The organism is Reyranella soli (genome assembly GCF_007992495.1).
In the GTDB taxonomy this organism is placed as follows: Bacteria; Pseudomonadota; Alphaproteobacteria; order Reyranellales; family Reyranellaceae; genus Reyranella; species Reyranella soli.
Genome location: NZ_BKAJ01000038.1, coordinates 111,988 through 136,435, shown reverse-complemented (window position 1 = coordinate 136,435; position 24,448 = coordinate 111,988). Strand labels below are relative to the sequence as shown.

The 24,448-nt window shown below is 67.8% G+C and carries 21 protein-coding genes; 5 read left to right on the top strand and 16 right to left on the bottom strand.

What is annotated here, in order from left to right:
• Positions 1–150 precede the first annotated feature (150 nt).
• The 16 genes from paaK to RSO01_RS13550 form a co-directional block, all read right to left on the bottom strand.
• Positions 151–1,419: a phenylacetate--CoA ligase PaaK gene (gene paaK / locus RSO01_RS13625; RefSeq protein ID WP_246158383.1), complete on the bottom strand. Its 1,269-nt coding sequence runs from the start codon at positions 1,417–1,419 to the stop codon at positions 151–153.
• A gap of 1 nt (position 1,420) precedes the next feature.
• Positions 1,421–4,033 (bottom strand): DUF2339 domain-containing protein, encoded by a 2,613-nt coding sequence (locus RSO01_RS13620; RefSeq protein ID WP_147149642.1) that lies wholly within the window; start codon positions 4,031–4,033, stop codon positions 1,421–1,423.
• 34 nt (positions 4,034–4,067) lie between these two features.
• Positions 4,068–5,303 (bottom strand): metal-dependent hydrolase family protein, encoded by a 1,236-nt coding sequence (locus RSO01_RS13615; RefSeq protein WP_147149641.1) that lies wholly within the window; start codon positions 5,301–5,303, stop codon positions 4,068–4,070.
• A 70-nt stretch (positions 5,304–5,373) separates the two neighbouring features.
• Complete coding sequence (locus RSO01_RS13610) at positions 5,374–5,970, bottom strand: tetratricopeptide repeat protein (protein WP_147149640.1); 597 nt, start codon at positions 5,968–5,970, stop codon at positions 5,374–5,376.
• Between the two features lie 7 nt (positions 5,971–5,977).
• Positions 5,978–7,297, bottom strand: a complete 1,320-nt coding sequence (locus RSO01_RS13605; RefSeq protein WP_147149639.1) for a heterodisulfide reductase-related iron-sulfur binding cluster — start codon at positions 7,295–7,297, stop codon at positions 5,978–5,980.
• 2 nt (positions 7,298–7,299) lie between these two features.
• Positions 7,300–8,469 carry a glycolate oxidase subunit GlcE gene (glcE, locus tag RSO01_RS13600; protein ID WP_147149638.1) on the bottom strand — a complete coding sequence of 390 codons (1,170 nt, stop codon included), beginning with the start codon at positions 8,467–8,469 and terminating at the stop codon, positions 7,300–7,302.
• Positions 8,470–8,472: 3 nt separating this feature from the next.
• Positions 8,473–9,960 (bottom strand): FAD-linked oxidase C-terminal domain-containing protein, encoded by a 1,488-nt coding sequence (locus tag RSO01_RS13595; protein WP_147149637.1) that lies wholly within the window; start codon positions 9,958–9,960, stop codon positions 8,473–8,475.
• A gap of 100 nt (positions 9,961–10,060) precedes the next feature.
• Positions 10,061–10,888 (bottom strand): enoyl-CoA hydratase/isomerase family protein, encoded by an 828-nt coding sequence (locus RSO01_RS13590; RefSeq protein WP_147149636.1) that lies wholly within the window; start codon positions 10,886–10,888, stop codon positions 10,061–10,063.
• Positions 10,889–10,917: 29 nt separating this feature from the next.
• Positions 10,918–11,961 carry an alcohol dehydrogenase catalytic domain-containing protein gene (locus RSO01_RS13585; RefSeq protein ID WP_147149635.1) on the bottom strand — a complete coding sequence of 348 codons (1,044 nt, stop codon included), beginning with the start codon at positions 11,959–11,961 and terminating at the stop codon, positions 10,918–10,920.
• Between the two features lie 13 nt (positions 11,962–11,974).
• Complete coding sequence (locus tag RSO01_RS13580) at positions 11,975–13,147, bottom strand: ABC transporter substrate-binding protein (RefSeq protein WP_147149634.1); 1,173 nt, start codon at positions 13,145–13,147, stop codon at positions 11,975–11,977.
• Between the two features lie 38 nt (positions 13,148–13,185).
• Entirely contained in the window at positions 13,186–14,793 is a 1,608-nt protein-coding gene (locus RSO01_RS13575) for an AMP-binding protein (protein ID WP_147149633.1), read from the bottom strand.
• A 3-nt stretch (positions 14,794–14,796) separates the two neighbouring features.
• Entirely contained in the window at positions 14,797–15,498 is a 702-nt protein-coding gene (locus RSO01_RS13570; RefSeq protein WP_147149632.1) for an ABC transporter ATP-binding protein, read from the bottom strand.
• A complete protein-coding gene (locus RSO01_RS13565; RefSeq protein ID WP_147149631.1) occupies positions 15,491–16,261 on the bottom strand; it encodes an ABC transporter ATP-binding protein in 771 nt (256 codons plus the stop codon). The genes RSO01_RS13570 and RSO01_RS13565 overlap by 8 nt, the downstream gene beginning before the upstream one ends.
• A 1-nt stretch (position 16,262) precedes the next feature.
• Entirely contained in the window at positions 16,263–17,231 is a 969-nt protein-coding gene (locus tag RSO01_RS13560; protein WP_147149630.1) for a branched-chain amino acid ABC transporter permease, read from the bottom strand.
• Entirely contained in the window at positions 17,228–18,100 is an 873-nt protein-coding gene (locus RSO01_RS13555) for a branched-chain amino acid ABC transporter permease (RefSeq protein WP_147149629.1), read from the bottom strand. Before RSO01_RS13555 ends, RSO01_RS13560 begins: the two co-directional genes overlap by 4 nt.
• Positions 18,097–18,873: a TetR/AcrR family transcriptional regulator gene (locus RSO01_RS13550; protein ID WP_147149628.1), complete on the bottom strand. Its 777-nt coding sequence runs from the start codon at positions 18,871–18,873 to the stop codon at positions 18,097–18,099. The genes RSO01_RS13555 and RSO01_RS13550 overlap by 4 nt, the downstream gene beginning before the upstream one ends.
• Positions 18,874–19,017: 144 nt before the next feature.
• Between RSO01_RS13550 and RSO01_RS13545 the strand changes: the two genes are divergently transcribed.
• The 5 genes from RSO01_RS13545 to RSO01_RS13525 are packed head-to-tail and all read left to right on the top strand — an operon-like array spanning position 19,018 to position 24,434.
• Positions 19,018–19,470, top strand: a complete 453-nt coding sequence (locus RSO01_RS13545; RefSeq protein ID WP_170303038.1) for a MaoC family dehydratase — start codon at positions 19,018–19,020, stop codon at positions 19,468–19,470.
• A gap of 16 nt (positions 19,471–19,486) precedes the next feature.
• A complete protein-coding gene (locus tag RSO01_RS13540) occupies positions 19,487–21,088 on the top strand; it encodes a carboxyl transferase domain-containing protein (RefSeq protein ID WP_147149626.1) in 1,602 nt (533 codons plus the stop codon).
• A gap of 11 nt (positions 21,089–21,099) precedes the next feature.
• Positions 21,100–23,109, top strand: a complete 2,010-nt coding sequence (locus RSO01_RS13535; protein WP_147149625.1) for an ATP-binding protein — start codon at positions 21,100–21,102, stop codon at positions 23,107–23,109.
• Positions 23,109–23,570: a MaoC family dehydratase gene (locus RSO01_RS13530; RefSeq protein WP_147149624.1), complete on the top strand. Its 462-nt coding sequence runs from the start codon at positions 23,109–23,111 to the stop codon at positions 23,568–23,570. Before RSO01_RS13535 ends, RSO01_RS13530 begins: the two co-directional genes overlap by 1 nt.
• A complete protein-coding gene (locus tag RSO01_RS13525) occupies positions 23,571–24,434 on the top strand; it encodes an HpcH/HpaI aldolase/citrate lyase family protein (protein WP_147149623.1) in 864 nt (287 codons plus the stop codon). It begins immediately after the preceding gene.
• The last annotated feature ends 14 nt before the right edge of the window (positions 24,435–24,448 follow it).

Sequence of the window (24,448 nt, the reverse complement as noted above, 5' to 3'; positions counted from 1 at the left end):
GTCGGCCAGCCTGCAAAAATTGGCAGAAAATGCAGAAATTCGCGATCGACGCGCCGACAGTGCATGCTCCCGGCGGCAAAGCCGAGAGGCGGCTGCGCGCGCCGCCACATACAGCACCTTGCCGTCAAAATCCCTGTGCAGAGCTACTAGCTAGCGCCGGTCGATCACCCGCCGCGCCTTGCCCATCGAGCGCTCGACCGCACCGGGCACAGCGACTTCCACTGTGGCACTGAGGCCACACATTCCCTTCAGCCGCTGAACGAGTCCCGCCTGTGAGCGCTGGGCGGCCTCGCCTTCCAGCACCATCCGCGCCTCGACCCGGACGAGAAGATCGTCCAACGCGCCGCTGCGCGAGAGCTCGATGACGTAGTGCCCGGTCAGGACCGGGTCGCGCAGGATCTGCTCCTCGACCTGGCTCGGGAACAGGTTCACGCCGCGCACGATCATCATGTCGTCGCTGCGGCCGGTGATCTTGGCCATGCGCCGCATGGTCGTGACCGTACCCGGCAACAGGCGGGTAAGATCGCGGGTGCGATAGCGGATGACCGGCATCGCCTCCTTGGTCAGCGAGGTGAAGACCAGCTCGCCGGGCTCGCCGTCGGGCATCGGATCGCCGGTCTCTGGGTCGACGATCTCCGGATAGAAGTGATCCTCCCAGATGGTCGGTCCGTCCTTGCTCTCGATGAACTCGCAGGCAACGCCCGGCCCCATCACTTCGCTCAAGCCATAGATGTCGACGGCGTCGATGCCGAGCCGGCGCTCGATCTCGGCGCGCATGCCCTCGGTCCATGGCTCGGCGCCGAAGATGCCCACGCGCATCGCAGTGTCACGCGGATCGATGCCCTGGCGCTCGAACTCGTCGGCAATTGCCAGCATGTAGGAGGGCGTCATCAGCACCACGCGGGCGCCGAACTCGCGGATGAGTTGGACCTGCCGCTCGCCAAAGCCGCCCGACATCGGCACCACCGTGCAGCCCAGCCGCTCGGCGCCGTAGTGGGCGCCCAGCCCGCCGGTGAACAGGCCGTAGCCGTAGGCGTTGTGGATGATGTCGCCCGGCCGCGCGCCGCCTGCGTAGAGCGAGCGCGCCATCAGGTCGGCCCATAGATCGATGTCGCGCGCCGAGTAGCCGACGACGGTCGGCCGTCCCGTCGTGCCGCTCGAGGCATGGATGCGCACGCACTTCTCACGGGGGATGGCGAACATGCCGAAGGGATAGGCGTCGCGCAGGTCGGCCTTCGCGGTGAAAGGGAAGCGCCGCAGATCCTCGAGCCGCCGCAGGTCCTCGGGATGGACGCCTGCTGCCACGCACTTGGCGCGGTACGGCGCCTGGTTGTCGTAGGCATGGTGAACCGCTGAGCGCAGGCGTTCGAGCTGCAACGCACGCAGGGCATCGAGCGAGATGGCGGTTTCCGGAAACATGCTACCTGAATCCAAAGCGACGATAGGCATAGCCCAGCCCGACCAGGGCCGCGCCAAGGCCGAGGAACGAAAAGACGCGCAGCAGGCCCTGCAGGCCCGCCATGTCGACCAGGAAGACCTTGGCGACGACGATGCAGACCAGCGCCATGCCGGCGTGCCGCAGCGCCGCGGCGCTGCGCAGGAAGCCCAGCGCCAGCAAGGCCACGCCGAACAGCAGCCACACCGCCGAATAGACGTAGAGCTCCAGGCCGGACGCACCGAGGCCACGGCGTTCGAAGCCGGGATCGAAGAGGTGGCGGACCTCGAAGGAGACGTAGGCGAAGGCCAGGATCGAGGCAGCCGCTTCGGCAAGCAGAGCCGCGTTGCGGCTGGGCTCGACATCGATCCAGCGTCGCGCCACCGCCGCCATAACGGCGGGCAGCGCATAGGCCAGAAACAGGCCGTTGGCGATCGGCAGGCGGCCGACATCGGCCCTGTCGAAGATCGGGTTGGCGACCAGCACCTGCACGACCACTGCCAGTGCCACGGCGAGCCCGCCGCTCACGCGCCATGCCCATAGGGCCACGACATCGCGGCGCGTGCGCGCCAACCAGAGGGCGGCGAGCGCGAAGGCGCCCCAGACGAGGACATAGAACGCGCGCTCCATGAACCGCGCATCGGGGGCCATCATCGCGTCGTGGCGGAAGATGCTGCGGACCTGCAGCGTGAGCAGCACGAAGACGAGCAGAGCGATCGCCGCTTCGGTCGCGCGCACCAGCGGCTCATCGCCAGTGGGCCTCAGGAAGCGCAGGCCGACGACGAAGGCCGCAATCGCCAGACCATAGCCCCACAGGATCCAGTTGAAGATCGGCGTCACGCCGAGCGGGTATTTCAGCACCTCGGGATTGAGCACGAAGCGCACGACCACGGCGGCGAGCAGCAGCCAGCACAGGCGGCGCATGGCATGAAGGCCGAGATGGGCGGCGATGCCGGCGACAGCGGCGAACTCGACGGCATAGGCCACCGTGATCCATTCGCGGCGCAGTTCCAGGGCGATCGCGATGGCGATGAAGAAGGCGACGCCGGCCGCGCAGTAGCCCAGCGCCTCGGTGGCGCCCGGCATGCTGTCGCGCCAGCGCGCCAGCCGCTCGGCGCCGACCAGGAACGGCAGCGCAAGGGCGATGCTGATCAGGCCCCACGGCGTGCCGACGGCGGTGCTGCGCAACACGAACCAGCAGAGCATGAAATGGGCAAGCGCCGCCGCGACGGCGAGGGCCGCCCAGAAGCCTGGCCGGGCCGCATTCCACAGCAGCGCAAAAGCGACGGCGGCATAGAAGCCGCCGAACGAGGCGGCGCGCCAGGCAAAGCGCTCGTCATCCAGGCCCGCCCCCGGGGCCGCCGAGTCTGCCCACCACGCCGCGAGCGCCACGATCGACAGGACCGGCGCCAGGGCAGCGACGTACTGGAAGCGTGGCGTCCATCGCGCCAGCACGAAAAGTCCGAGGCCATGCGCCGCCAGGGCGAGCCAACCCGCCGCCTGCCGGCCATTATCCTGGATGATGAGGGCAACGATCAACGCGCCGGTCACACCGAGCGACAGCCAGACCATGAGCGCGACGTCGTCCGTCGGATTGTCGCTTTCCTGCAGCCGCCGCCACGTCGCCCAGACGAAGAGCCCTGCCACCGCCACCAGGAAGAGACCGACCCAGTGGATGCCGCCGGCCAGCGACTGCATCCAGAGCAGCGTCCAGAGCGCCGAGCCGACCAGCACGCCCCAGCCCAGCGGCCACCAGCCGCGCAGGTGGATCACGGCCAGCGTGCCGGCCGCGATCGCCAGCAGGTAGCCGAACAGCACCGGCGTGTTGGGCGTCTCGCTGCCGATGATGGCGGGGCTCGCGAAGCCGCCGACGAAGGCGAGCCCGGCCACGAAGATGCCGTGGCGCAGCGAGACGCCAATCGCGAAGCCCGTCAGCGCCGCGGCCCCGCCGCCGGCCGCGACCTTGGAGATCATGTCGTAGAGCGCTACCGCCGAGAACAGCGCGCCGTAGAGCGCGGCGACGCCCGCTGCCGCCAGCGCCTGGGCAACACGGTCGTCGCGGCTGCGCACGCGCTCGGCGACGCCGATCAGGGCGAAACCGAACAGCGCCGCCAGGATGACGCGGACCTCGGGCGACAGATAGCCTTCCTCGATCGAATAGCGCACGAGGAACACGGCCGCCAACGCCAGCGTGACCGCGCCGACCCAGACGAAGGCGCGTGCACCGAGCCGCTGCTCCCAGCCGACCTGCGCCGGCGCCGCCACAGGCATCGGCGGAGGCAAAGGCGTCGGCTCCGGCTCGAAGGGCGGCGCCGGTGGCGGTTCGGCCACCGGCCCGGGAAGCGGATCTGGCAGCGGGCCTGGCGCCGCCTCCGGCAGTGGTTCGGACGGCGGCGCGACGGCCTCGGTCGCTGGCTGATCGACGAACGGCGGCGGCAGAGGCGTCTCCGCCATCTGCCGCTTCAGCCGCGCAAGATCGGCGGTCAGTCGCTCATTCTGGTCACGCAGGCGTCCCGTGCGCACCAGCGCCACGATGGCGATGATCGGCGTGCCGACGGCCCAGGCGATCCCTACCAGGATCAGGAAGATCTCTTCCACGCGCCGCTTTCAGGGCCGTCGGACGCTTGGTCAGCTACTCGGCGGCGACCCGCGCGGCCTGGCGCACGAAGGCGGCACGGTTGTCGCGGGCGACGATGCCGCGCTTCACCACCATGCGATGGTTCTCCTTGCGCGCGGCGCGCTTGATGTCGGCCAGGACATCGCCGTCGCACAGCACGAAGTCGGCGCTGTTGCCCTCCTTGATGCGGCCCTGGTCGGCGAGCCGCATCAGGTCGGCCGCGCTGGCCGTCGAGAAGAACAGCGAATCGCGGGTCGTGATGCCGATCTCGCACATATATTCCAGCTCGCGCGCATTCTCGCCGTGGCGGTTGTGCGGCGTGCCGGCGTCGGTGCCCATGGCGATGCGGCCGCCGGCCTTGTAGAACATCTTGATCGAGGCGATGTGGCGGTCGAACACGCGGCGCGCCTTCTCGATCACATAGTCGGGGATCGAGCGGTCGCCGTCGTCATAGCCCTTCAGGATGTTCTTCACCGCGGCCAGCGTCGGCACCAGCCACACGCCGTGCTCCTTCATCTCGGTGATGCACTCCTCGGTCATGAAGATGCCGTGCTCGATCGAATCGATGCCACCGCGCACGGCGTTCAGGATGCCGAGCGCGCCCTGGGCGTGGCTGGCGCAACACTTGTGGAACCGATGGGCCTCGCTGATGCCGGCTTTCATCTCTTCGGCCGAATAATGCGCGTCCTCGGGGTTCACGCCCGGGGTCATCACGCCGCCGGTCGCCATGATCTTGATCAGGTCGGAGCCGGCATGGACCTGCTCACGCACCGCCTTTACCACCTCCTCGACGCCGTCGGCGACGCGGCCGGTGCGGTTGCCGTGGCCGCCGGTCATGCAGATCATGCGGCCGGCGCAACGCATGGTCGGCCCGAGGAAGCGGCCGCTGTTGTAGGCGTCGCGAATGGCGAACTCGATATAGTCCTTGCCGCCGCAGTCGCGCACGGCGGTGATGCCGCCCTCGAGCGTGTTGCGCATCAGCTCCATGCCGCGCACCGCGATCTGCGCGGCGGTCATGCGGTCCTGCACCGCGCCCGGGTTGCCCTCGGCGCCGCTCAGCGAATGGACATGGCAGTCGATGATGCCCGGGATCAGCGTGCCGCTGGTGGTGTCGACCTTGTCGCCAGAGAAGCCGGTGAACTCAGCTGCAGGCGCGATGCGCTTGACCTTGCCGTCCTCTTCAAGCACCGCCTGCCCGTCCAGAACCTTCTCACCGTCGAATACGCGACCGCCGACATACAACGTGGCCATTGATCCATCCTTGAGGTTGTAACTTGGCCAGGAGTCTGCCCGCCCGCCTGCCGCGCGGCAAGTACGTGCGTCAGCGGCCCGCCGTGCGCTGCGAGCAGCCCAGCGGATCGGCCGGCGTGTCGCCGCCCATCGCCTTCAGGCGCTCGATCTCGCCATCGATTCCCACGATGTGCGGATTGTACTTCTTGGCCAGTTCGAAGGCCGCGACGGCGCGCGAATGCTCGCCCATTTCCGCGCGGATCATGCCGAGACCCGAATAGGCGCCGAAATGGCGCGGCTCGCGCTTGACCGTCTCGCAGATGTCCGACAGCGAAGCCGGGAAGTTGCCAAGCAGCCAGTAGGCGGTCGCCCGCTTGTTCCAGGCCTCGGAGAGCTCCGGCGCGATCTCGATCAGCTTGCTGAAGGTGTCGACCGACTGCTTGAGCTGGTGCTGCTGCATCTCGGCGATGCCGCGCAGCATGAGCTCGCGGGGCGGGCCCTCCGGCACCATGACCCACTGCTCCCAGATCGCCGTCTCCAGCGACTGGATCGCCACGGGATCGGTCGCCGTCTGTAGCTTGGCAAACAAGGTGTCGAGCATGGTGTTGCTCCCGGCGTTCTGCGCCAGCGCGTTGGCCCCCAGCATCACGCCGAGCAACGCAGCAAGGCAAGTGCGAAGAAGGGTCATCCTGATCCTACTGCAGCGCAGCAGGCTTCGGCCCGCCCGTCGCCCAGTCGAGCAGCTCGACCGTGTGCGCGATCGGGATGCCTGTCCCTGAGGCGATGTTGCCGATGCAGCCGAAGTTGCCCGCGGCGATGACATCGGGCCCGAGGCTCTCGATATTGGCGACCTTGCGGTCGCGCAGGCGGCGCGACAGCTCGGGCTGCAGCACCTGGTAGGTGCCGGCCCAGCCACAGCAGAGATGGCCCTCGGGCACGTCCTTCACGACGAACCCGGCATCGCGCAGGAGTTTCTTGGGCTGTTCGATCACCTTCTGGCCGTGCTGCATGGAACAGGCCGAATGATAGGCCACGGTGAGCGGCCGCGCGGTCACGTTCGCGAGACCGATCTCGAGCATGACCTCGCTCACGTCCTTGGCCAGCCGCGCCACCTGCTCGGCCCGCTCCCTCCACTCGGGATCGTTGGCGAACATTGCGCCATAGTCCTTGACGGTGGTGCCGCAGCCTGAGGCATTGATGACGATGGCATCGAGGCCTGCGCCGTCGATCTCGCGCATCCAGGCCGCGATGTTGCGCCTGGCCAGCGCCATCGCCTCGTCGTTGCGGCCGACATGCAGCACTGACGAGCCGCAGCAGCCCGAGCCTGCGACGTTCACCACCTCGATGTCGTGCCGGGTCAGGAGCCGCACCGTCGCCTCGTTGACCTCGGGCGCCAGCACCTGCTGGCCGCAGCCCGGCATCAGCGCCACGCGCTTGCGGCGCAGGCCGAGCGCCGGAAACGTCTGCGGCCGGTCGACCGGCGAGGGTCCAGCCAGCCGGTCGGGCACGGCCTCGAGCATCGCCCGCAGGCGATGCAGGAACGTCGCACCTCCGGGGTCGGCGCTGCCGGCCGGCAGCATCGTGGCCAGCGGCTTGGCAAGCCGACCCAGCATCATGGTCCAGCGGAACAACGCCGGCCGCGGCATCAGCCAGGCCAGCAGGCCGCGCATCAGCCGATCCGGCAAGGGACGCTTAAAACGCTCCTCGATGTGATGCCGGCCGTGATCGACGAGGTGCATGTAGTGCACGCCCGACGGACAGGTCGTCATGCAACTGAGGCACGACAGGCAGCGATCGACGTGCTTGACCTCCGACGCCGTCGGCGCGCGATCGCCTTCCAGCATCGACTTGATGAAGTAGATGCGCCCCCGCGGACTGTCGCGCTCGTCGCCCAGCAGCACGAAGGTCGGGCAGGTCGCCGTGCAGAACCCGCAATGCACGCACTTGCGCAGGATGTGCTCGCTACGCGCGGTCTCCGGATCAGCGAGCTGGGCCAGGGTGAAGTTGGTCTGCATCGCTAGCCCATGCGCCCCGGATTGAAGAGTCCCTTTGGATCGAAGCTCTCCTTCACACGCGACGCCAACGCGGCCAACGCTGCCGGCTGTGGCTGGAACACGGGTATTCTCGCCCGCACCCCATCCGTCCCTCGGATCAGGGTGGCATGTCCGCCGGTCGACCCGAGAGCACCGCGCACAATCGCTTGATCGGCATCGGCATTCGACGGCAAGGCGAGCCAGATCAGCCCGCCCGACCAGTCGTAGAAGGCTTCGACGGATGGCCGCTGCGCCTTGATGCGCGCGACGATGGCAGGACCTTCGGTCGGCGGGCAGGAGATTTTCCACACGACGGTGTCTCGTGCGCTCGACAGTGGTGCCACGTCGCGCACGTCGCGCCAGAAGGTGCGGCTTTCGAGAGTACCGAGTTCCTCCATCGGTGCGCCCGTTGCTGCCAGGAGATCGCGCAGGCCCTTCAAGCGCGCTTCGACCGACGGCGCCACGCCTTCGAGGCGCAAGGCCGTCCTGTCTTTGATGCAAGCGGCGCCGGAGACCTCGTACGGGCTGCCCATGGCGGCGCACATCGCCTTCACGGCCGCCTCATCGGAGAGGCCATGCAGCAGCAGCGTGCGCGTCTGGTCGGGTGCGGGCAGCACCTTCACCGACACCTCGTCGAGCACGGCGAGCGTGCCCCACGAGCCGGCCAGGAGCTTGGAAAGGTCATAGCCAGTGACATTCTTCATCACCTTGCCGCCCGACTTGAAGGCCTCGCCGCGGCCGTTGACGCCGCTGAAGCCCAGCAAGTGATCGCGCGCCGCGCCGGCCGACAGGCGGCGCGGACCGGCGAGGTTGCCCATCACCGCGCCGACCAAGGTGCCCTGCCCTGTTTCCCGGCCGAGTAGCGGGCCGAGGTCGGGCGGCTCGAAGGCCAGCATTTGGTTGCGTTGGGCCAGCAGCGCCTCGACCTCGCGTATGGGCGTGCCGGCGCGCAGAGTGACGACCAATTCCTCAGGGGCGTAGTCGACGATGCCAGAGATGCCGGAAACGTCGAGCACCTGGTCGCAGATCATCGGCTTGCCGAGCGCGAGCTTGCTGCCCTGGCCGCGCACGTCGAGCGTCACGCCGTCATTCAGTGCCCATTCAACCGCCTGCCGCAGCTCCTTTGCATCGCGCGGCTTGATCGTGCCGGCCATGCGTCAGAACCGCGGGATATCGGGGAACGGAATCTTGTTCTGGTGCACCACCAGGCGGCCGAGCTCGGCGCAGCGCCTGAGCTTGGGGAACACCTTGCCGGGATTGAGCAGGTGATCGGGATCGAAGGCGCACTTCACGCGCATCTGCTGGTCGAGGTCGATCTCGGTGAACTGCTCGCCCATCAGGTCGCGCTTCTCAATGCCGACGCCGTGCTCACCGGTCAGCACGCCGCCCACCCGCACGCAGAGGCGCAGTATGTCGGCGCCGAATTCTTCCGCGCGCTTGAGCTCGCCAGGATCGTTGGCGTCGAACAGGATCAGCGGGTGCAGGTTGCCGTCGCCGGCATGAAAGACGTTGACGACGCGCAGGCCGTGCTTCTTGGACATCTGGCGCATCTCGGCCAGCACCTCGACCAGTCGGCCGCGCGGCACCGAGCCATCGAGGCACATGTAGTCGGGCGAGATCTGGCCGACGGCAGGGAACGCGGCCTTGCGGCCGGCCCAGAACAGCACACGCTCCTGCTCGTCGTGGCTGACGCGCACCGTGGTGGCGCCGCGGTCGCGTGCAATCCCGCTGACACGCTCGACCAGGTAGTCGACCTCGACCGCCGGGCCGTCGAGCTCGACGATCAGCAGGCCCTCGGCGTCCATGGGATAGCCCGCGCCGACATAGGCCTCGGCGCACTTCACGGCGTCCTTGTCCATCATCTCCATGCCGCCGGGGATGATGCCGGAGGCGATGACGGCGGCGACACAGTCGGCCGCACCCGCTTCGGTCGGGAAGCCCAGGAGGACGGCGCGCGCGGTCGATGGCTTGCGCAGCAGGCGGACCGTCACCTCGGTGACGACGCCCAGAAGGCCCTCGGACCCGGTCATCAGGCCCAAGAGGTCGTAGCCTTCGGAATCGAGATGCTTGCCGCCCAGCCGCACGACCTCGCCGGTCATCAGCACCATTTCGATGCCTAGCAGGTTGTTCGTGGTGAGGCCGTATTTCAGGCAGTGCACGCCGCCCGAATTCTCCGCCACGTTGCCGCCGATCGAGCAGGCGATCTGCGAGCTGGGGTCGGGCGCGTAATAGAAGCCTTCGTGCTCGACCGCCTTGGAGATCCCGAGATTGGTGACGCCGGGCTGCACGCGGGCGCAGCGGTTGGCGTAGTCGATCTCCAGCACCCGGTTGAACTTGCCCAGGCCCAGCAGGATCGCATCGCCCACCGGCATGGAGCCGCCCGACAGCGAGGTGCCGGCGCCGCGCGGCACGACCTTGACCTTGTTGTCCTGGCAGTAGCGCAGGATGGCCGAGACCTGGGCCACCGTCTCGGGCAGGACCACGACCAGCGGCATCTGGCGATAGGCCGACAGCGCGTCGCACTCGTAGGGCCGCATGCCCTCGAGGTCGTCGATCACGCCCTCGCCCGGCACGAGGGCCCGCAGGGCCGCCACGATCTCGGAGCGGCGGGCAAGAATGGCGGGATCGAGCGGCGGCATCTGCATGGTTGATCTCTGCTAACCCATGGGCCGGTATCGTCCCGGCCGGGTCGGCGGAAATATCACATACTTGGCGCCTCACGTCGCCAATCGATCGCCGGTCTCGTCAAAGCGGCGGAAAACGTGGCGGGCGCTTCTCCATGAAGGCGCTCATGCCCTCCCGCCACTCTTCGCCATCGATCAGCATGGCCAGCGCCTCCAGGCCCACGCTGCGGGCGGTCGTGAGATCGGCATCGCCGCAAAGCCGCACCGCGGCCTTCGACTGGGCAACCGCACGCGGACCGAGTGTCCTGAAGCGCTTGGCGAGTTCCATCGCCGCGGGCAGCAAGTCGGCCGACGCGTGCACCGACGTGACGAGGCCATGGGTGAACGCCTCCTGCGCGGTCACGTGGCTGCCGAGCATGACCCATTCGAGCGCCTTGCCGCGCCCAACGAAGCGATGAAGCTTCTGGACACCGCCAGCGCCGGCCAGGGCGCCGATCCGGGTCTCCGGCACCCCGATCTTCGTGTTGTCCGCCATGACGCGCAGGTCGCAGGCCAGCGACATCTCGCAGCCGCCGCCCAGAGCGAAGCCGTTGATCGCCGCGATCACCGGAATGGGCAGGGTTTCGATGCTATCGAACAGCTCGGCGATGCGCTGCAGATACTTGTCGCGAAGGGCGAAGGCACCGCTACCGATACGCGGGTCAGGCTGGGTGAAATAGCGCAGATGGGCGCCGGCACAGAAGGCACGGCCCTGGCCGGTGACGATCAAAGCCCGCGCGCCGCCGGCGACGCTGGCCGTCAGTGACGCACCGAGCTCGTCCAGAAGCTCCAGGCTTAGCGTATTCATCTCCCGCTCGCGAACCATGGTGGCGAGAGCGATATCCGGGTCGGGCCAGGCGAGCGAGACCGCCTGACCAGCGCCGGCCGTTGTGTCGTGTGTCGAGGACATGGGCTGCTTCCCTTCTGGGTCGAGAATTTCTAGAGCGCCGGCTTGAGCAGCAAGCGGCCCGTCGCAAGGCCCGCTTCGACCATGCCATGCGCCAAGGCGGCTTCCTCAAGCCGGTAGGCACGCTCGACGACGGGCTTTATGCGCTTCCGCGCCACGAGTTCCAAAGCGTCTTCGAGCTGCGACCGTGACACGCCCTTGGCACTCAGGATCGAGACATTGCGCAGGAAAAGCTGGGCGGGATTGAACGTCACGAAGTCGCCGGTGAGCTGGCCCACGAGCACGATGCGCGCGTCGTAGGCAGCGCTGCGGCGGACCGCCTCGAAGACCGGGCTTCCGACGTTGTCGATCACGACATCGACGCCCTTCCCCCCGGTGAGCCGACGGATCTCGGCCGAGAAATCCTCTCCCCTGCCGAAGACCACGACCTCGTCGGCGCCAGCCTCGCGAATGCGCGCCGCCTTGCCCGCGTTCGTCGTGACCGCGATGGTGAACGCGCCGGCCAAACGCGCAAGCTGCACGCCGTGCAGGCCGAGTCCCCCGCCCGCTCCCGTCACCAGCACGCGCTCGCCCAGCCGGACCTGGCCGACGTCGCGCACGGCGTTCAGTTCCGTCCCGATGGTGCAGGCGACGATGGCCGCCTCGTCCGCCGTGACTCCGGCCGGCACCGGCAGCGCCGCGTCGGCATCGACGCAAACCAGCTCGGCGTAGCCGCCGTTCAGCCCGGCATCACCCAGGAAGACGCGCTCGGGGCAGGAGTTCTCGCGGCCGCGGCGACAATGCCGGCAATGGCCGCAGACATGGCTGTGGATCGTGGTGGCCACCAGGTCGCCGACACGCAGGCCCGTCACTTCCGATCCCAGGCGGTCGATGGTGCCGGCGACCTCGTGGCCGAGGATCACCGGCATCTCGACGCCGCGCCGGAAGGTGCCGTTGCGCACCACGACGTCGTGGAAGCACACGCCGCAGGCGGCAACCGCGATCCGGACCTCGCGAGGGCCCGGTTCGCGCGCCGCCACCTCGGCGACGCGCAGGACCGACGGGGGGCCGGTCCTTTCCGCGATCACGGCACGCATCGCCGCGGTCCGCTCAGTCGGCCTCGAGCCAGCCTGTGATGAGCTTCCACTTCCCACCTTCGGCCTTCATGATCGCGCCCGCGAGCGCGCCGGCATGCTGCTGGGGCGAGAAAGTGATTGGCGCCATCAGGCCGGTGTCGTAGCCCTTCATGCCCTCGAGAGCAGCGACGAGCGACGGCTCGTCGGACTTGCCGCCCGAGCGCTTCAGCACTTCAGCGAGCAGCTTGCCCGACTGGTAGCCGTGCATGCTGTAGGTCGTGGGCTTCGTGCTGGACTTGTACTTTTTCTGCGCCTCGATGAAGGCCTTGACGGCCGGCTTGTCCGAATCGAGCGGCTCCATCACCGCCACGGCCAGGGCGCCCTCGGCGAGCGGTCCCGCGAGTTGGAAGGTCTGTGGGTCGCCGAGCGCATTGTGGCCGCTGAACTGCGGCTTCCAGCCGAGATTGTTGGCTTCGCGCATGACCAGCGCGGCGTCCTTGGGAATGCCGAGGAAGACGATGTGCTCCACACCAGCGGCCTTGGCCTGAGCCACAACGCCGCTGAAGTTCGTCGTGCCGCGGTCGAACGGCAGCTTGACCAGCGGGATCTTGTCGCGGCCGAAACGCTCTTCGAGACCGGCCACCGCATCCTGGCCGAAATCGTCGTTTTGGTAGATCGCCGCCACCTTGGTCTGCTTCAACGTCTTCAGGATGTAGTTGGCGAGCACGCGCATCTGCACGCGCACTTCCGGCAGCGTGGTGAAGACGTCGCGCTTCACCGGCGTCGTCAGCGAATGCGAGAACGCATAGGGAAAGAGCAATGGCGTCTTGCTCTCCGTCACGAAGGGAAGCAGCGCCGCCGACGGCGCCGTGCCGGTGACGGCGAGCAGCGCCGCGACCTTGTCCTGCTCCACAAGCTTGCGCGCGGCGGCGATGGTGCGCATCGGCTCGTAGGCATCGTCCTCGGCGATGAACACCAGCTTGCGGCCCCCGACGCCGCCCTGCGCGTTGATCTCGGCAAAGGCCACCTCGACGCCGTCGCGCACGCCCTGGCCGAGCAACGACAGGCCGCCCGAAAACGGCCCACTCATGCCGACCTTCACGGGCGGCTCCTCGGCACGCGCCGCTACCGTGGCCACGGCCGTAGCTCCCGCTGCCAGCAGGACGGCGCGCCGCGACAGCACCGGTTCGGCAAATTTGTCCTTCATGGATGTCTCCTCTTCCTCTCTTGCCCCATTGAACGTGATCACCGCTCGAGCTTCAGCCCGACCACCTCGCGGTCCCACAGTGCCTGGCGATTCTGCTCGGCCCAGACCTTGAGCTTGTATTTTTCGATCTTCTCGCTCGGCGTCTTCGGCAGCGCGTCGATGAAACGCACGAAGCGAGGCACCATGAAATGCGCCATGTGCCGGTTGGCGAAGCGGACCAACTCTTCCTCGGTGATGCTGTGTCCGTCGCGACAGACGACGTAGACCATCACCTCGTCTTCGCTGAGCTCGGAGGTGACGGGCACGGCCGCGACCTCCATCACGGCCGGATGCCGGGAGATCAGCATCTCGACCTCGTAGGCCGAGATGTTCTCGCCGCGGCGGCGGATCGCCTCCTTCTTGCGATCGACGAAGAAGAGGTAGCCCTGCTCATCGAGCCAGCCGCGATCACCGGTATGCAGCCAGAGGTCCCGCGTGTCACGGACCGTGGCCTCGGCCATCTTGTAATAGCCCGACATCACGATGCCGCGCTCGAGCGGCCGTACGCAGATCTCGCCCACCTGACCGATCGGCAGCGGCTCGTCCTCGTCGCTCACGATCTGCAGCTCCGCCAGGCCGCGCGGCCGGCCGGCCGAAGCGCCTTTGGCCTCCGGGTCGTCCGGCGTGAACATGGTCACGGCGAACGTCTCGGTCATGGCGTAGAGCGAGGTGACCTGCACGCCAAAGCGATCAGAGACCTCGCGATAGGTCTGCGGCGACAACGGAACGATCATTGCCTGGCGCACGCGATGCTCGCGGTCACGCGGCGACGCCGGCGCCCGCAGCAGAATGTTGGTCATGGCGCCCAGCGAATTGAATTGCGTGGCGCCGGTGGCGCGGATCTCGTCCCAGAACCCGGTGGCCGTGAAACGCGGAGAGATCGCGAGCGCCGCGTCGGCCCACAGGGCGGCATAGCAGGAATACCAGAGGGCGTTGCCGTGGAAGAGCGGCAGGCAGGTGTAGAGGACGTCATCCGGCCGGTAGCCGAAGTTCTGCGTCAGCGAACGGCCGACGCCGTGCGCCTGCGAATGCGGGCTGATCACGCCCTTCGACGGTCCGGTCGTGCCGGACGTGTACATGATGTATTGCGGATCGCTGGCGAGCACCGCGTCGCGATCGGGCTCCTCTGCGGAAGCCGATGCGAAGGCCGCGAGATCGGCCACCGGGCGGCCGAGCCCGGCCAGTGGCGCGCCGTTGCCCAGGGCAACGAACGTGCGCACCTTGTGCTCCCCGGTCAGAGCCTCAGCCACGCGTGGCGCCCATTCTGCCGCCACGACCGCCACCACGGAGTCGGACTGGGTGATGAAATAGCGCAGGAGTTCGCCGCGCGCTGCGGTGTTCAGCGGCACGGCCACGGCGCCGAGCTTGGCCAACCCCCAGATGGTCCAGATGAATTCTGGGCAGTTGGGCAACATGACTGCGACATGGTCGCCCTTGGCGATGCCGAGCGCGCGAAAGCCGTTGGCATAGCGGTTGGAAAGATCGTGAGCCTGGGCGTAGCCATAGCGATCCGCGCCATGGATCAGCCAGGTCCGATCGCCCAGCCTCGCCGCCTTGTCGGCAAGGACGTGACCGATCGTACGCTGCTTCAGGGGATAGTCCTTCATGACTCAAGCACCGAGGTAGGCATCGACGAGGTCCGTCGACTTCGCGAAGGTTTCCCGCGGTCCCTCCATGACGACGCGCCCGTACTTGAGCACGTAGAGGTAGTCCGCGAATTTCATGGCGAGCCGTGCGTTTTGCTCGACCACCAGGACGGTGACGCCGGTCCGGCGCACCTGGTCGAGGGTGGCAAAGACCTGGCGGACGATGATCGGGGCGAGGCCGAGGCTCAGTTCGTCGGCCAGCAGCACCTGCGGCGCCGCCATCAGCGCCCGGCCGATCGCCAGCATCTGCTGCTCGCCACCGGACAGCGTGTAGCCGAGCTTGCGCTCGCGCCGTTCGATCGCCGGGAACATCCCCATCACGCGACGATAGTCCGGCGAAACGTCCTGGCCGCGTCGCACGTAGGCGCCGATCATCAGGTTCTCGCGCACCGTGAAGTCGGGCAGGATGCCCCTGCCCTCCGGAACGTGGGCGATGCCGCGCCGTACGATCTCTTCCGGGCGCAGGCCGGTGATCGCCGTGCCGTCGAGTGCAACGTTGCCGGACGCCGCCTTGACGATGCCGCTGATCGTGCGCAGCAGGGTAGACTTGCCGGCTCCGTTGGCACCCAGGATGGCGACGAGGCCGCCCGTCTCGACCTTGATCGACACGTCGTGCAGCGCCTCGACCGACCCGTAGCGCACCGAGAGATCCTTGACCTCAAGCATCCGCCGCCTCGCCGAGATAGGAGGCGATGACGCGGGCATCGCCGAGCACATCGGCCGGCCGGCCGTCGGCTATGAGCTGACCGAGATCGAGCACGACCAGCCGCTCGCACAGACGGGACACGAACGGCATGTTGTGCTCGACCACCAGGATGCCGAAACCGAACTCCCGCCGCAGCTCGAACAGCAGCTCGGTCAGATGGGCAATCTCGGGATCGTTCAGGCCGGCAATCGGCTCGTCGAGCAGCAGGAAGCCGATGTCCATCAGGAGCGCCCGCCCGAGATCGATCAGCTTGCGATGGCCGTAAGGCAGGTTGCGAACTTCGGCGTCGGCGCTGTCGGCGATGCCCAGGCGCCGCAGCACGTCCGCCACCCGGCCCGCCGCCTCGCGCTCACGGCGCCATACCGACGGCACCATCAGGAGCTCGCTCACCAGCCCGTAGCCCAGCGAGCGGTGACAGGCGATCATCAGGTTCTCGCGCACCGACAGGTCGAGCACGAGCTCGGGATGCTGGAACACCCGGCCGATGCCCAGGCCCGCCACGCTCGAAGCGTTGCGCTCGGACAACACCGCCTCGTCGAGGCGCACGCGGCCGGCGGTCGGGCGGGTGATGCCGGAGATGCAGTTCAGCAGCGTGCTCTTGCCCGCTCCGTTGGGACCGATCAGGCCGACGATCGAACCCGATTCGAAGGCGAAGCTCACGTCCTTGAGCGCATGCACGCCGCCGAAATCCACCGACACGTTCTCGATCGCAAGGCGCCCCATCTCAGCGCCTCCCGAGGAAGCGGCGCGCCATGCCCCACAATCCTTGCGGCATGAACACCATCACCATGACCAGCACGACACCAAAGACCAGACCGGGGGCATCCTTGATGCCGCGCAGCAGCTCGGGCACGACGACGTAAAACAACGCACCGACGATCGAGCCGCCGATCGTGCCCAGCCCGCCGATGACGATCATGCTGAGGAAGCCGATCGACAGGCCGACGTTGAAGCTTTCGGGATTGATGTAGCGGACCAGGTAGGCGAACAGCCCCCCGGCAATGGCCGTGTAGAAGGCGCTGACGGCGAAGGCCGTCACCTTGTAGCGGGCGATGTGGATACCGAGCGACGCTGCCGCGATCTCGCTCTCCTTGATCAGGCGCAGCGCCCGGCCGGTCCGCCCGCGACTGAGATTCCATGCACCCCACAAGCCGAGCACGAGGAAGGCCAGCGCAAGATAGTAGAGCCCGGTGGCACCGAGCTCGTGGCCGGCGATGGTCGGCGGTGCGAGCGACAGGCCACCGCCCCCGCCGGTGAGGCTGCGCCACTCGAAGATGGTTTTCTGCAGCACCACGCCGAAGCCCAGCGTTGCAATGGCGAGATAGAGGTTCTTGAGGCGCAAGGCCGGCACGGCGACGGCGGCGCCGATCGCCGTCGTCAGCAGCGCGCCCACCGGCAACGAGACGAGGTAGGGCCACCCCGCCTTGCTGGTCAGCAGGGCGGTAGCATAGGCGCCGACGCCGAAGAGCGCCGCATGGCAGAGGCTGATCTGGCCGGCATAGCCTGTCAGCAGGTTGAGCCCGAGCGCCACGATGGCGAAGATCGCGGTCAGGGTCAGCAGGTAGAGGCCGTAGCCGTTCAGCCAAAACGGCGCGACGCAGGCGAGCGCGACGCCCAGCCCGGCGAGGACGAGTTCCGAACCATGCGAACTGCGCCGGCCGGGCAGCCCGGCGATGTCGGTCGCGTTGGTCACGCCTTGCGGACCTTGACGTGACCAAAGACGCCTTCCGGTCGCACGATCAGCACGGCGATGATGACGAGGAACGTGATCGCCTCGCCGAAGGACGGCGACAGGTAGGCGCTCGTCAGGTTCTCGGCAACGCCGAGCGCCAGGCAGCCGAGGAAGACGCCGATCAGGCTGTTGAGACCGCCCAGCACGCCACCCGCAAAGGCCTTGATGAGCAAGGCGCCCATCAGGTTGGTATCGAGGAAGACCGCGGGTGCCACCAGGATGCCGGCGATGCCGCCGACCAGGCCGCCCAACCCCCAGGCGATCGCCGAGGACTTGGTGATCGACACGCCCATCAGGCGTGCCACGGTCTGGTTCTGGCTCGCCGCCCGCATTCCCATGCCGGTCCAGGTGGCACGCAGGAAGAGCGTCATTCCGAGGATGATCGCGAGCCCGACGGCGATATTGACCACGCTGGTGACCGGCACCGCCACGCCGCCGACATGGAAGGGCGCGGAGAAGGCGAAGGGCGAGGGAAAGGTATAGGTCTGGTGTCCCCAGATCAGCCCCGCCACGCTGTTCAGCACCACGTTCAGCCCCAGCGTGGCGATGATGGCCGACAGGACTGGGCTGCCGATCAGGGGCCGGATGATCACCTGCTGCACGATCACGCCCTGCACCAGGCCGAACACGGCGGCAATCGCCACCGCCTGCCACCACGGCAGGCCGAGATCGTCGAGCAGCCAATAGGCGAAGAAGGTCGTCAGCATCGCCATTTCGCCCTGAGCGAAGTTGGCGATATCGGTGATGTTGAGCACGATCACGATGGCGATCGCCACCATCGCATAGAGACAACCCGCGGCGAGTCCGCCGACGATGAGATTGGCGATCATCGCAGCCTCACCCGCCCCTTGCCGACGGCTCGCAGGCGTGCCGGGCGCTCCGCTTCGGCATCGCGGCGCACGGCCTTGATGGACTGCCTGATCGCCGGTGCTCGGGATGCGTCATCGCTGCGCTGACGCTCCGACGATGGACGCAGCGGCAGCTCGCCGACGTCGCGAACCATCGCCGCCGCCGGCGACGACGAAATCGCCCGATCGAAGATGTCGCTCAGCGCGCGCGTGAGCTGTTCGGGCTTCCACGGGCCGGACGGTTTGAACCACTTCGGCACCCAGTTCATCGCGCCCAGGATGACAAAGATCGCGAGCTTGGGGTCGCAGGGCGCCACGCTGCCATCGGCGATTCCCTCACGCACCAGCGCACGCAACGCGCGCTCGAACTTATCGCGCTGCTGCACCAGCTTGGCCTTGTCCTCGGGCTCGAGCGCATGCTCTTCCATCAGGACGACGCAGCAATTGAGCTCGTCCAGGAGTTCGGTGACGTAGCCCGCGATCGTGAGGATCAGCCGTTCGCGCCCGTTGCGTCCCTGCTTGCGGCCGCGCTCGAGGCTCGCGAACGCCGCCTCCATCGCGTAGTCGAAGCAGCCAGCAAGCAGCGCGTTCTTGTTGGGGAAATAGTGATAGAGCGCGGCCTTGGTCACGCCTAGGCTCGCGGCGATCTCGTTCATCGAGGTGCCGTGGAAGCCCTTGAGATTGAAGGACGCCGCCGCTTCCTGCAGCACCGCCCGGCGTTTGATCCCGTGAATATCTTCTTTGGTTGGGAACATGCCTGCCCCGCGGAATGGCCCGTCTTGCGTTCAAAAACGATAGCCGGTAGCTTCCTATCTGACAAGACGGTTTGCTAACCGTACGGTTAGTTAACATCGCCATGCGGGATGTTCCGCCACGCGCTTGAACGGGAAAAACGATCCTTGGGCCTCTACCTCGAAGATTTCGAAATCGACGTCGCGCACCGCACACGCGGCCGCACCATCGGCGAAGGCGACGTCTCGCTCTTCGCCGGCCTGGTCGGCGACCACAATCCGCTACACGTCGACGAGGAGTTCTGCCGCCAGAGTCTCTTCGGCGGCCGCGTCGCGCATGGGCCGCTCATCCTGTCGACCGCGATCGGCCTCATGTCCCAGCTCAATTGGATCGACGGCACCGCCATGGGGTTGCTCGGACTGTCGTGGAAGTTCGACAGGCCGGTGAAGCTCGGCGACACGATCAGCGCCCGCGTGACGCCGCTCGAGGCACGGCCCTCCAGCAAGCCCGATCGCGGCGTGCTGACGCTCGGGTTCGACGTGCTCAATCAGCGCGACGAGATCGTGGAGACCGGCTCCATCGTGCTGCTGATGAAGCGTCGTCCCGAGTCGGCTCGCTAATTCCGGAGCACCAGACATGGCGACGTTGACGAGCGCGATTGACCCCGCATCCGAGACCTTCCGTGCGAATGCCGCTGTCTATGACGGCCTGCTGAAGACGCTGCGGGAACGGCAGGCCTGGTCGATGGCCGGCGGCGGCGAGCGCATGGTCCAGCGGCACCGCGAACGCGGCAAGATCCCGGTGCGCGAGCGCATCGACCTGCTGGTCGACCCGCTCAGCCCCTTCCTGGAGCTGTCGCCGCTGGCCGCCTGGGGACTCTACGGTAACGCCGTTCCCGCCGCCGGCATCGTCACCGGCATCGGCACGATTCGCGGCGTCACCTGCATGATCATCGCCAACGACGCCACGACGAAGGGCGGCTCCTTCTTCAAGGAGACCATCCGCAAGCACGTGCGCGCCCAGGACATCGCCTTCGAGAGCCGGCTGCCCGTCGTCTATCTCGTCGATTGCGGCGGCGCCAATCTGCAGCAGGGCGACGAGGTCTTCCCCGACCAGGATCATTTCGGCGGCGCCTTTTACCGCCAGTGCCGCATGTCGGCGGCAGGCATCCCTCAGATCGCGACCGTGTTCGGCGAATGCACGGCGGGCGGCGCCTACATCCCCGCCCTCGCGGACGAGGTCGTCATGACCGCCGGCAACAGCAGCGTGCATCTCGGCGGGCCGCAGATCGTCAAGGCAGCGATCCGCGAGATCGTCGACCGCGACACGCTGGGCGGCGCAGAGATGCACAGCACCGTGTCAGGCGTCTCCGACCATTTTGCGCGCGACGAGATGGAGGCGATCGCCAAGACCCGCGACATCGTGGGCGCGCTCAACCGGGTGCAGCGTACCCATGGCGACATTCGCCCACCGCGGCCGCCGTTGTTCGACCTGGCCGAGATCCCAGGTATCGTCGGTGCCGACCTGACGCGGCCCTTCGACCAGCGCGAGATCATCGCGCGCCTGGTCGACGGCAGCGAATTCCACGAATTCAAGCCGCTGTACGGCGCCACCCTGGTGTGCGGCTTCGGCCACATCCAGGGCCTGCCGGTCGGCATCCTGGCCAACAATGGCGTGCTGTTCTCCGATTCCTCGCTGAAGGGCGCCCATTTCATCGAACTCTGCGACCAGCGCAACGTGCCGATCGTGTTCCTGCAGAACATCACTGGGTTCATGGTGGGCTCCGACGCCGAGCGCGGCGGCATCGCCAAGAACTCGGCCAAGCTCGTCTATGCCGTGTCGAACGCCCGCGTGCCGCGCTACACGATCGTCACCGGCGGCTCCTATGGCGCCGGCAACTACGGCATGAGCGGCCGCGGCTTCCGGCCGCGCTTCATGTTTATGTGGCCAAACGCGCGGCTCGGCACGATGAGCCCCGACGTCGGCAGCTCGGTGCTGATGGACCTGCGCCGCTCCAGCATCTCGCGCAATCCCGCGACAGAAGTGGAACTCGCCGAGCATGAGGCCAAGCTGCGCAGGATGTTCGACGAGCAGTCGGATCCCTACTACTGCACGGCCCGGCTGTGGGATGACGGCCTGATCGAGCCCGCCGATACCCGCGACGTGCTGGGGCTCTGCCTGGCGATCGGCGCAATGGAGCCACCCGTTACCGGCCCGCGGCCGGTCTATCGCATGTAGGACTCACCGCCTTGCGCTTTCTCAATTCTCCTCGCCCCATCCGCTCTGTCCTGGTCGCCAATCGCGGCGAGATCGCCGTGCGTATCATGCACACTTGTAAGCGGCTCGGCATACGCACCATCGCCGTCTATTCCGACGCCGACGAACGCGCCATGCATGTCCGGGCTGCCGACGAGGCGATCCGCATCGGGCCGGCTCCGGCGCGCTCAAGCTACCTCGATATGGCGGCCATCCTTGCGGCCGCCGGGCGGTCGGGCGCCGACGCCGTTCATCCGGGCTACGGCTTCCTGTCAGAGAACGCCGCCTTCGCACGGCGCTGCGAGCAAGCCGGGCTGATATTCGTCGGGCCCTCGGCAGATGCCGTCGAGAAGATGGGCTCCAAGATCGAATCCAAGCGTATTGCCGAGGCGGCGGGCGTACCGGTCGTGCCGGGCTATCACGGCGCGGCACAGGATTCGGCGAGCCTCCTCCAGGCGGCGCAGCGCATTGGCTTTCCCGTCCTGATCAAGGCATCGGCCGGCGGCGGCGGACGCGGCATGCGGCGCGTCGATCGGGCGGAGGAGTTCGAGGAGGCGCTGGCAAGCGCCAAGGCGGAAGCGCTTTCGGCATTCGGTGACGAATCCGTGCTGCTCGAGAAATTCATCCTGAACCCGAGGCACCTCGAGGTGCAGCTCGCCGGCGACCGGCTCGGCGGCCTGGTGCACCTTTTCGAGCGCGACTGCTCTGTCCAGCGCAACAACCAGAAGGTCCTCGAAGAGGCGCCGGCCCCCAACCTTCCGGACGCGGTGCGACGCACGCTCTTCGACGCGGCGCTCAGCCTTGGCCGCGCCATCGGCTACGATTCGGCAGGCACGATCGAGTTCATCATGGAGCAGGGCAGCAACAGCCCCTACTTCCTCGAGATGAATACCCGCCTGCAGGTCGAGCATCCGGTGACGGAGCTGATCACCGGCATCGACCTCGTCGAATGGCAGCTCCTGGCAGCGGCGGGCGAGCCGCTGCCGCTCGGCCAGGACCGCATCGTCCAGCGCGGCCACGCGATCGAGGCGCGCATCACCGCAGAGCGGGCGGATCGCGCGTTCCAGCCGGTCACCGGCGATCTCACGGCCGTCGAACCGCCGCGCGGCCTGCGCTTCGATTCCGGCGTCGCGGCCGGCTCCCGCATCGGCCTGTACTACGATTCGCTGCTAGCCAAGCTCGTCGCGCATGGCGGCGACCGCGCCGAGGCACTGGCGCGTCTGGCGGACGGGCTGGCGGAGCTGACGCTGCTCGGCCTGCCGACGACACAGGCCTTCCTGCGGGATGCAGTCAGGCATCCGCTATTCGCCGACGGCAAGGCCACGACCCGCTTCATCGAGACGGCCTTTCCCGGCGGCTGGCAACCGCAAGCCGACACGTTGCGCCGCCTGCGCGCCGCCGCCGTCGTGCGGTGGGCGGAGCCCGAGACGGCCGACCGCGGCAGCGACTGGGTCAGCCCCTGGAACCGGCGCAGCGCCGTGCGGGTCACCACCGCTGTCCGCCCCGCCCGGGTCTCGCTGCACGTCGCTGACGACTATGGCAGTGCCGAAGCCGAGCTGCGCGTCGGCCAGGATCGTATCGTCGTCGAACTCGACGGAGCTGCGGTCGAATTTCCGCGGTCGCGCGCGAAAGCGGATCCCCTCGCCGGCTTCGTCCACCGCCGTCACGGCGACGCCGTTGCCGTTGCGCACGCCGGCCTCGCCCTCACCGCCACGCTTCTGCCGCGGATCGATATGCCGCGCGCGGCCGGACAGCTCGACCGGTCGGGCAACGTCGTCGACGCGCCGCTTCACGGCGTCGTGTCGAAGCTCTACGTCGCGGTCGGCGATGCCGTCGAGAAAGGCACTCCGGTCCTGCAGATGGAGGCCATGAAGCTCGTCCATACGCTGAAGGCCCCGCTGGCCGGGCGCATCCAATCGATTCGTTGCGCAGAGGGCGACACCGTCCCGGCGGGTGCCGTCCTCGTCGAAATCTCGCCGGAAGCTGCCGAGGAGAAACGCTGATGGCCGGGCTGTGGTTCGAGGAATTCAAGGACGGGATGGTGTTCAATCATGAATGGTCCCGCACCATCACCGAGACGGACAACCACTGGTTCTCGCTGCTCACCATGAACGTGCAGCCGCTGCACATCGACGCGCACTACGCGGCGAAGTCCGAATGGGGCAAGCCCCTGGTCAACAGCCTGTTCACGCTCGGGTTGCTGATCGGCATGTCGGTCAACGACACGACCTTCGGCACCACGCTCGCCAACCTCGGCATGAAGGAAGTGAACTTCCCCAAGCCGCTGTTTCCCGGCGACTCGGTGAAGGTACGCACGACGGTGCTGTCCAAGCGCGAGAGCAAGTCGCGCCCCAACGAAGGCATCGTCAACTTCTTCCACGAGATGACCAACCAGGACGGCCTGGTGGTGGCGACCTGCGAGCGCGCAGCGCTCATGCGCAAGCGGCCGGCCGCCGCGGCCTGAATGCGTTCGCTGCTCTTCGTCCCGGGGAGCTCCGCCAGGATGATGGCGAAGGCCGAGGCCTCGGGCGCCGATGTCGTCATCTACGACCTCGAGGACGCGGTTCATCGCGACCACAAGGAGGCGGCGAGGCCGCTGGTCGCGGCGGGCCTCGCCGGCGGCCCGCCCGCGCCGCCCCTGCGCTACGTCCGCGTCAACGCGCTCGACACGCCGTGGTGCGAAGGCGATCTGAAAGCGGTCCTGCCAGCCGCGCCGGACGGGATCGTGCTACCGAAAGTGTCCGGCCCCGAGGACCTCGATCATCTGAACGCGTTGATCGGCCGCTGGGAGCTGCCCCCGAAGGCCGGATCGACCCGCATCGTCGCCGTCTGCACCGAGACGCCTCAGGCGACGCTGTCGCTCGCCGCCCGGTCGTGGAAGCATCCGCGGCTCAGCGGCCTGCTGTGGGGTGGCGAGGACCTGTCGGCGGCGATCGGCGCCACGGCCAATCGAGACGACAGCGGCCGCTACACAGCCCCTTTCGCGCTGGCGCGCAGCCTTTGCCTGCTGGCGGCGCACGCCGCGGGGGTGGCCGCGATCGACGCGGTCTTCACCGACTTCCGCGACCGCGATGCGCTGGCGCGGGAAACCGATGCCGCCCGGCGCGACGGCTTCACGGCGAAGGCGGCCATCCATCCCGCGCAGGTCGGGATCATCAACGCCCGCTTCACCCCGACTGAGGCGGAGCGGCTGTGGGCCGAGCGTGTCGTCGGTGCCTTCGAGGCGGCCGGATCGAACGTGATCGAGCTCGACGGAAAGATGCTGGACGCACCGCACCTCACCCAGGCACGGCGCATATTGTCCTCGCTGCAGCGCACCGCCAGCTGAGGCCGGACAACCAC

What these genes read in the sequence shown, in the direction of transcription:
- paaK (WP_246158383.1), bottom strand. Translation starts at nt 1,419, where the DNA reads ATGTTTCCGGAAACCGCCATCTCGCTCGATGCCCTGCGTGCGTTGCAG.
- RSO01_RS13615 (WP_147149641.1), bottom strand. Translation starts at nt 5,303, where the DNA reads ATGGCCACGTTGTATGTCGGCGGTCGCGTATTCGACGGTGAGAAGGTT.
- RSO01_RS13610 (WP_147149640.1), bottom strand. Translation starts at nt 5,970, where the DNA reads ATGACCCTTCTTCGCACTTGCCTTGCTGCGTTGCTCGGCGTGATGCTG.
- RSO01_RS13605 (WP_147149639.1), bottom strand. Translation starts at nt 7,297, where the DNA reads ATGCAGACCAACTTCACCCTGGCCCAGCTCGCTGATCCGGAGACCGCG.
- glcE (WP_147149638.1), bottom strand. Translation starts at nt 8,469, where the DNA reads ATGGCCGGCACGATCAAGCCGCGCGATGCAAAGGAGCTGCGGCAGGCG.
- RSO01_RS13595 (WP_147149637.1), bottom strand. Translation starts at nt 9,960, where the DNA reads ATGCAGATGCCGCCGCTCGATCCCGCCATTCTTGCCCGCCGCTCCGAG.
- RSO01_RS13590 (WP_147149636.1), bottom strand. Translation starts at nt 10,888, where the DNA reads ATGTCCTCGACACACGACACAACGGCCGGCGCTGGTCAGGCGGTCTCG.
- RSO01_RS13585 (WP_147149635.1), bottom strand. Translation starts at nt 11,961, where the DNA reads ATGCGTGCCGTGATCGCGGAAAGGACCGGCCCCCCGTCGGTCCTGCGC.
- RSO01_RS13580 (WP_147149634.1), bottom strand. Translation starts at nt 13,147, where the DNA reads ATGAAGGACAAATTTGCCGAACCGGTGCTGTCGCGGCGCGCCGTCCTG.
- RSO01_RS13575 (WP_147149633.1), bottom strand. Translation starts at nt 14,793, where the DNA reads ATGAAGGACTATCCCCTGAAGCAGCGTACGATCGGTCACGTCCTTGCC.
- RSO01_RS13570 (WP_147149632.1), bottom strand. Translation starts at nt 15,498, where the DNA reads ATGCTTGAGGTCAAGGATCTCTCGGTGCGCTACGGGTCGGTCGAGGCG.
- RSO01_RS13565 (WP_147149631.1), bottom strand. Translation starts at nt 16,261, where the DNA reads ATGGGGCGCCTTGCGATCGAGAACGTGTCGGTGGATTTCGGCGGCGTG.
- RSO01_RS13555 (WP_147149629.1), bottom strand. Translation starts at nt 18,100, where the DNA reads ATGATCGCCAATCTCATCGTCGGCGGACTCGCCGCGGGTTGTCTCTAT.
- RSO01_RS13550 (WP_147149628.1), bottom strand. Translation starts at nt 18,873, where the DNA reads ATGTTCCCAACCAAAGAAGATATTCACGGGATCAAACGCCGGGCGGTG.
- RSO01_RS13540 (WP_147149626.1), top strand. Translation starts at nt 19,487, where the DNA reads ATGGCGACGTTGACGAGCGCGATTGACCCCGCATCCGAGACCTTCCGT.
- RSO01_RS13530 (WP_147149624.1), top strand. Translation starts at nt 23,109, where the DNA reads ATGGCCGGGCTGTGGTTCGAGGAATTCAAGGACGGGATGGTGTTCAAT.
- RSO01_RS13525 (WP_147149623.1), top strand. Translation starts at nt 23,571, where the DNA reads ATGCGTTCGCTGCTCTTCGTCCCGGGGAGCTCCGCCAGGATGATGGCG.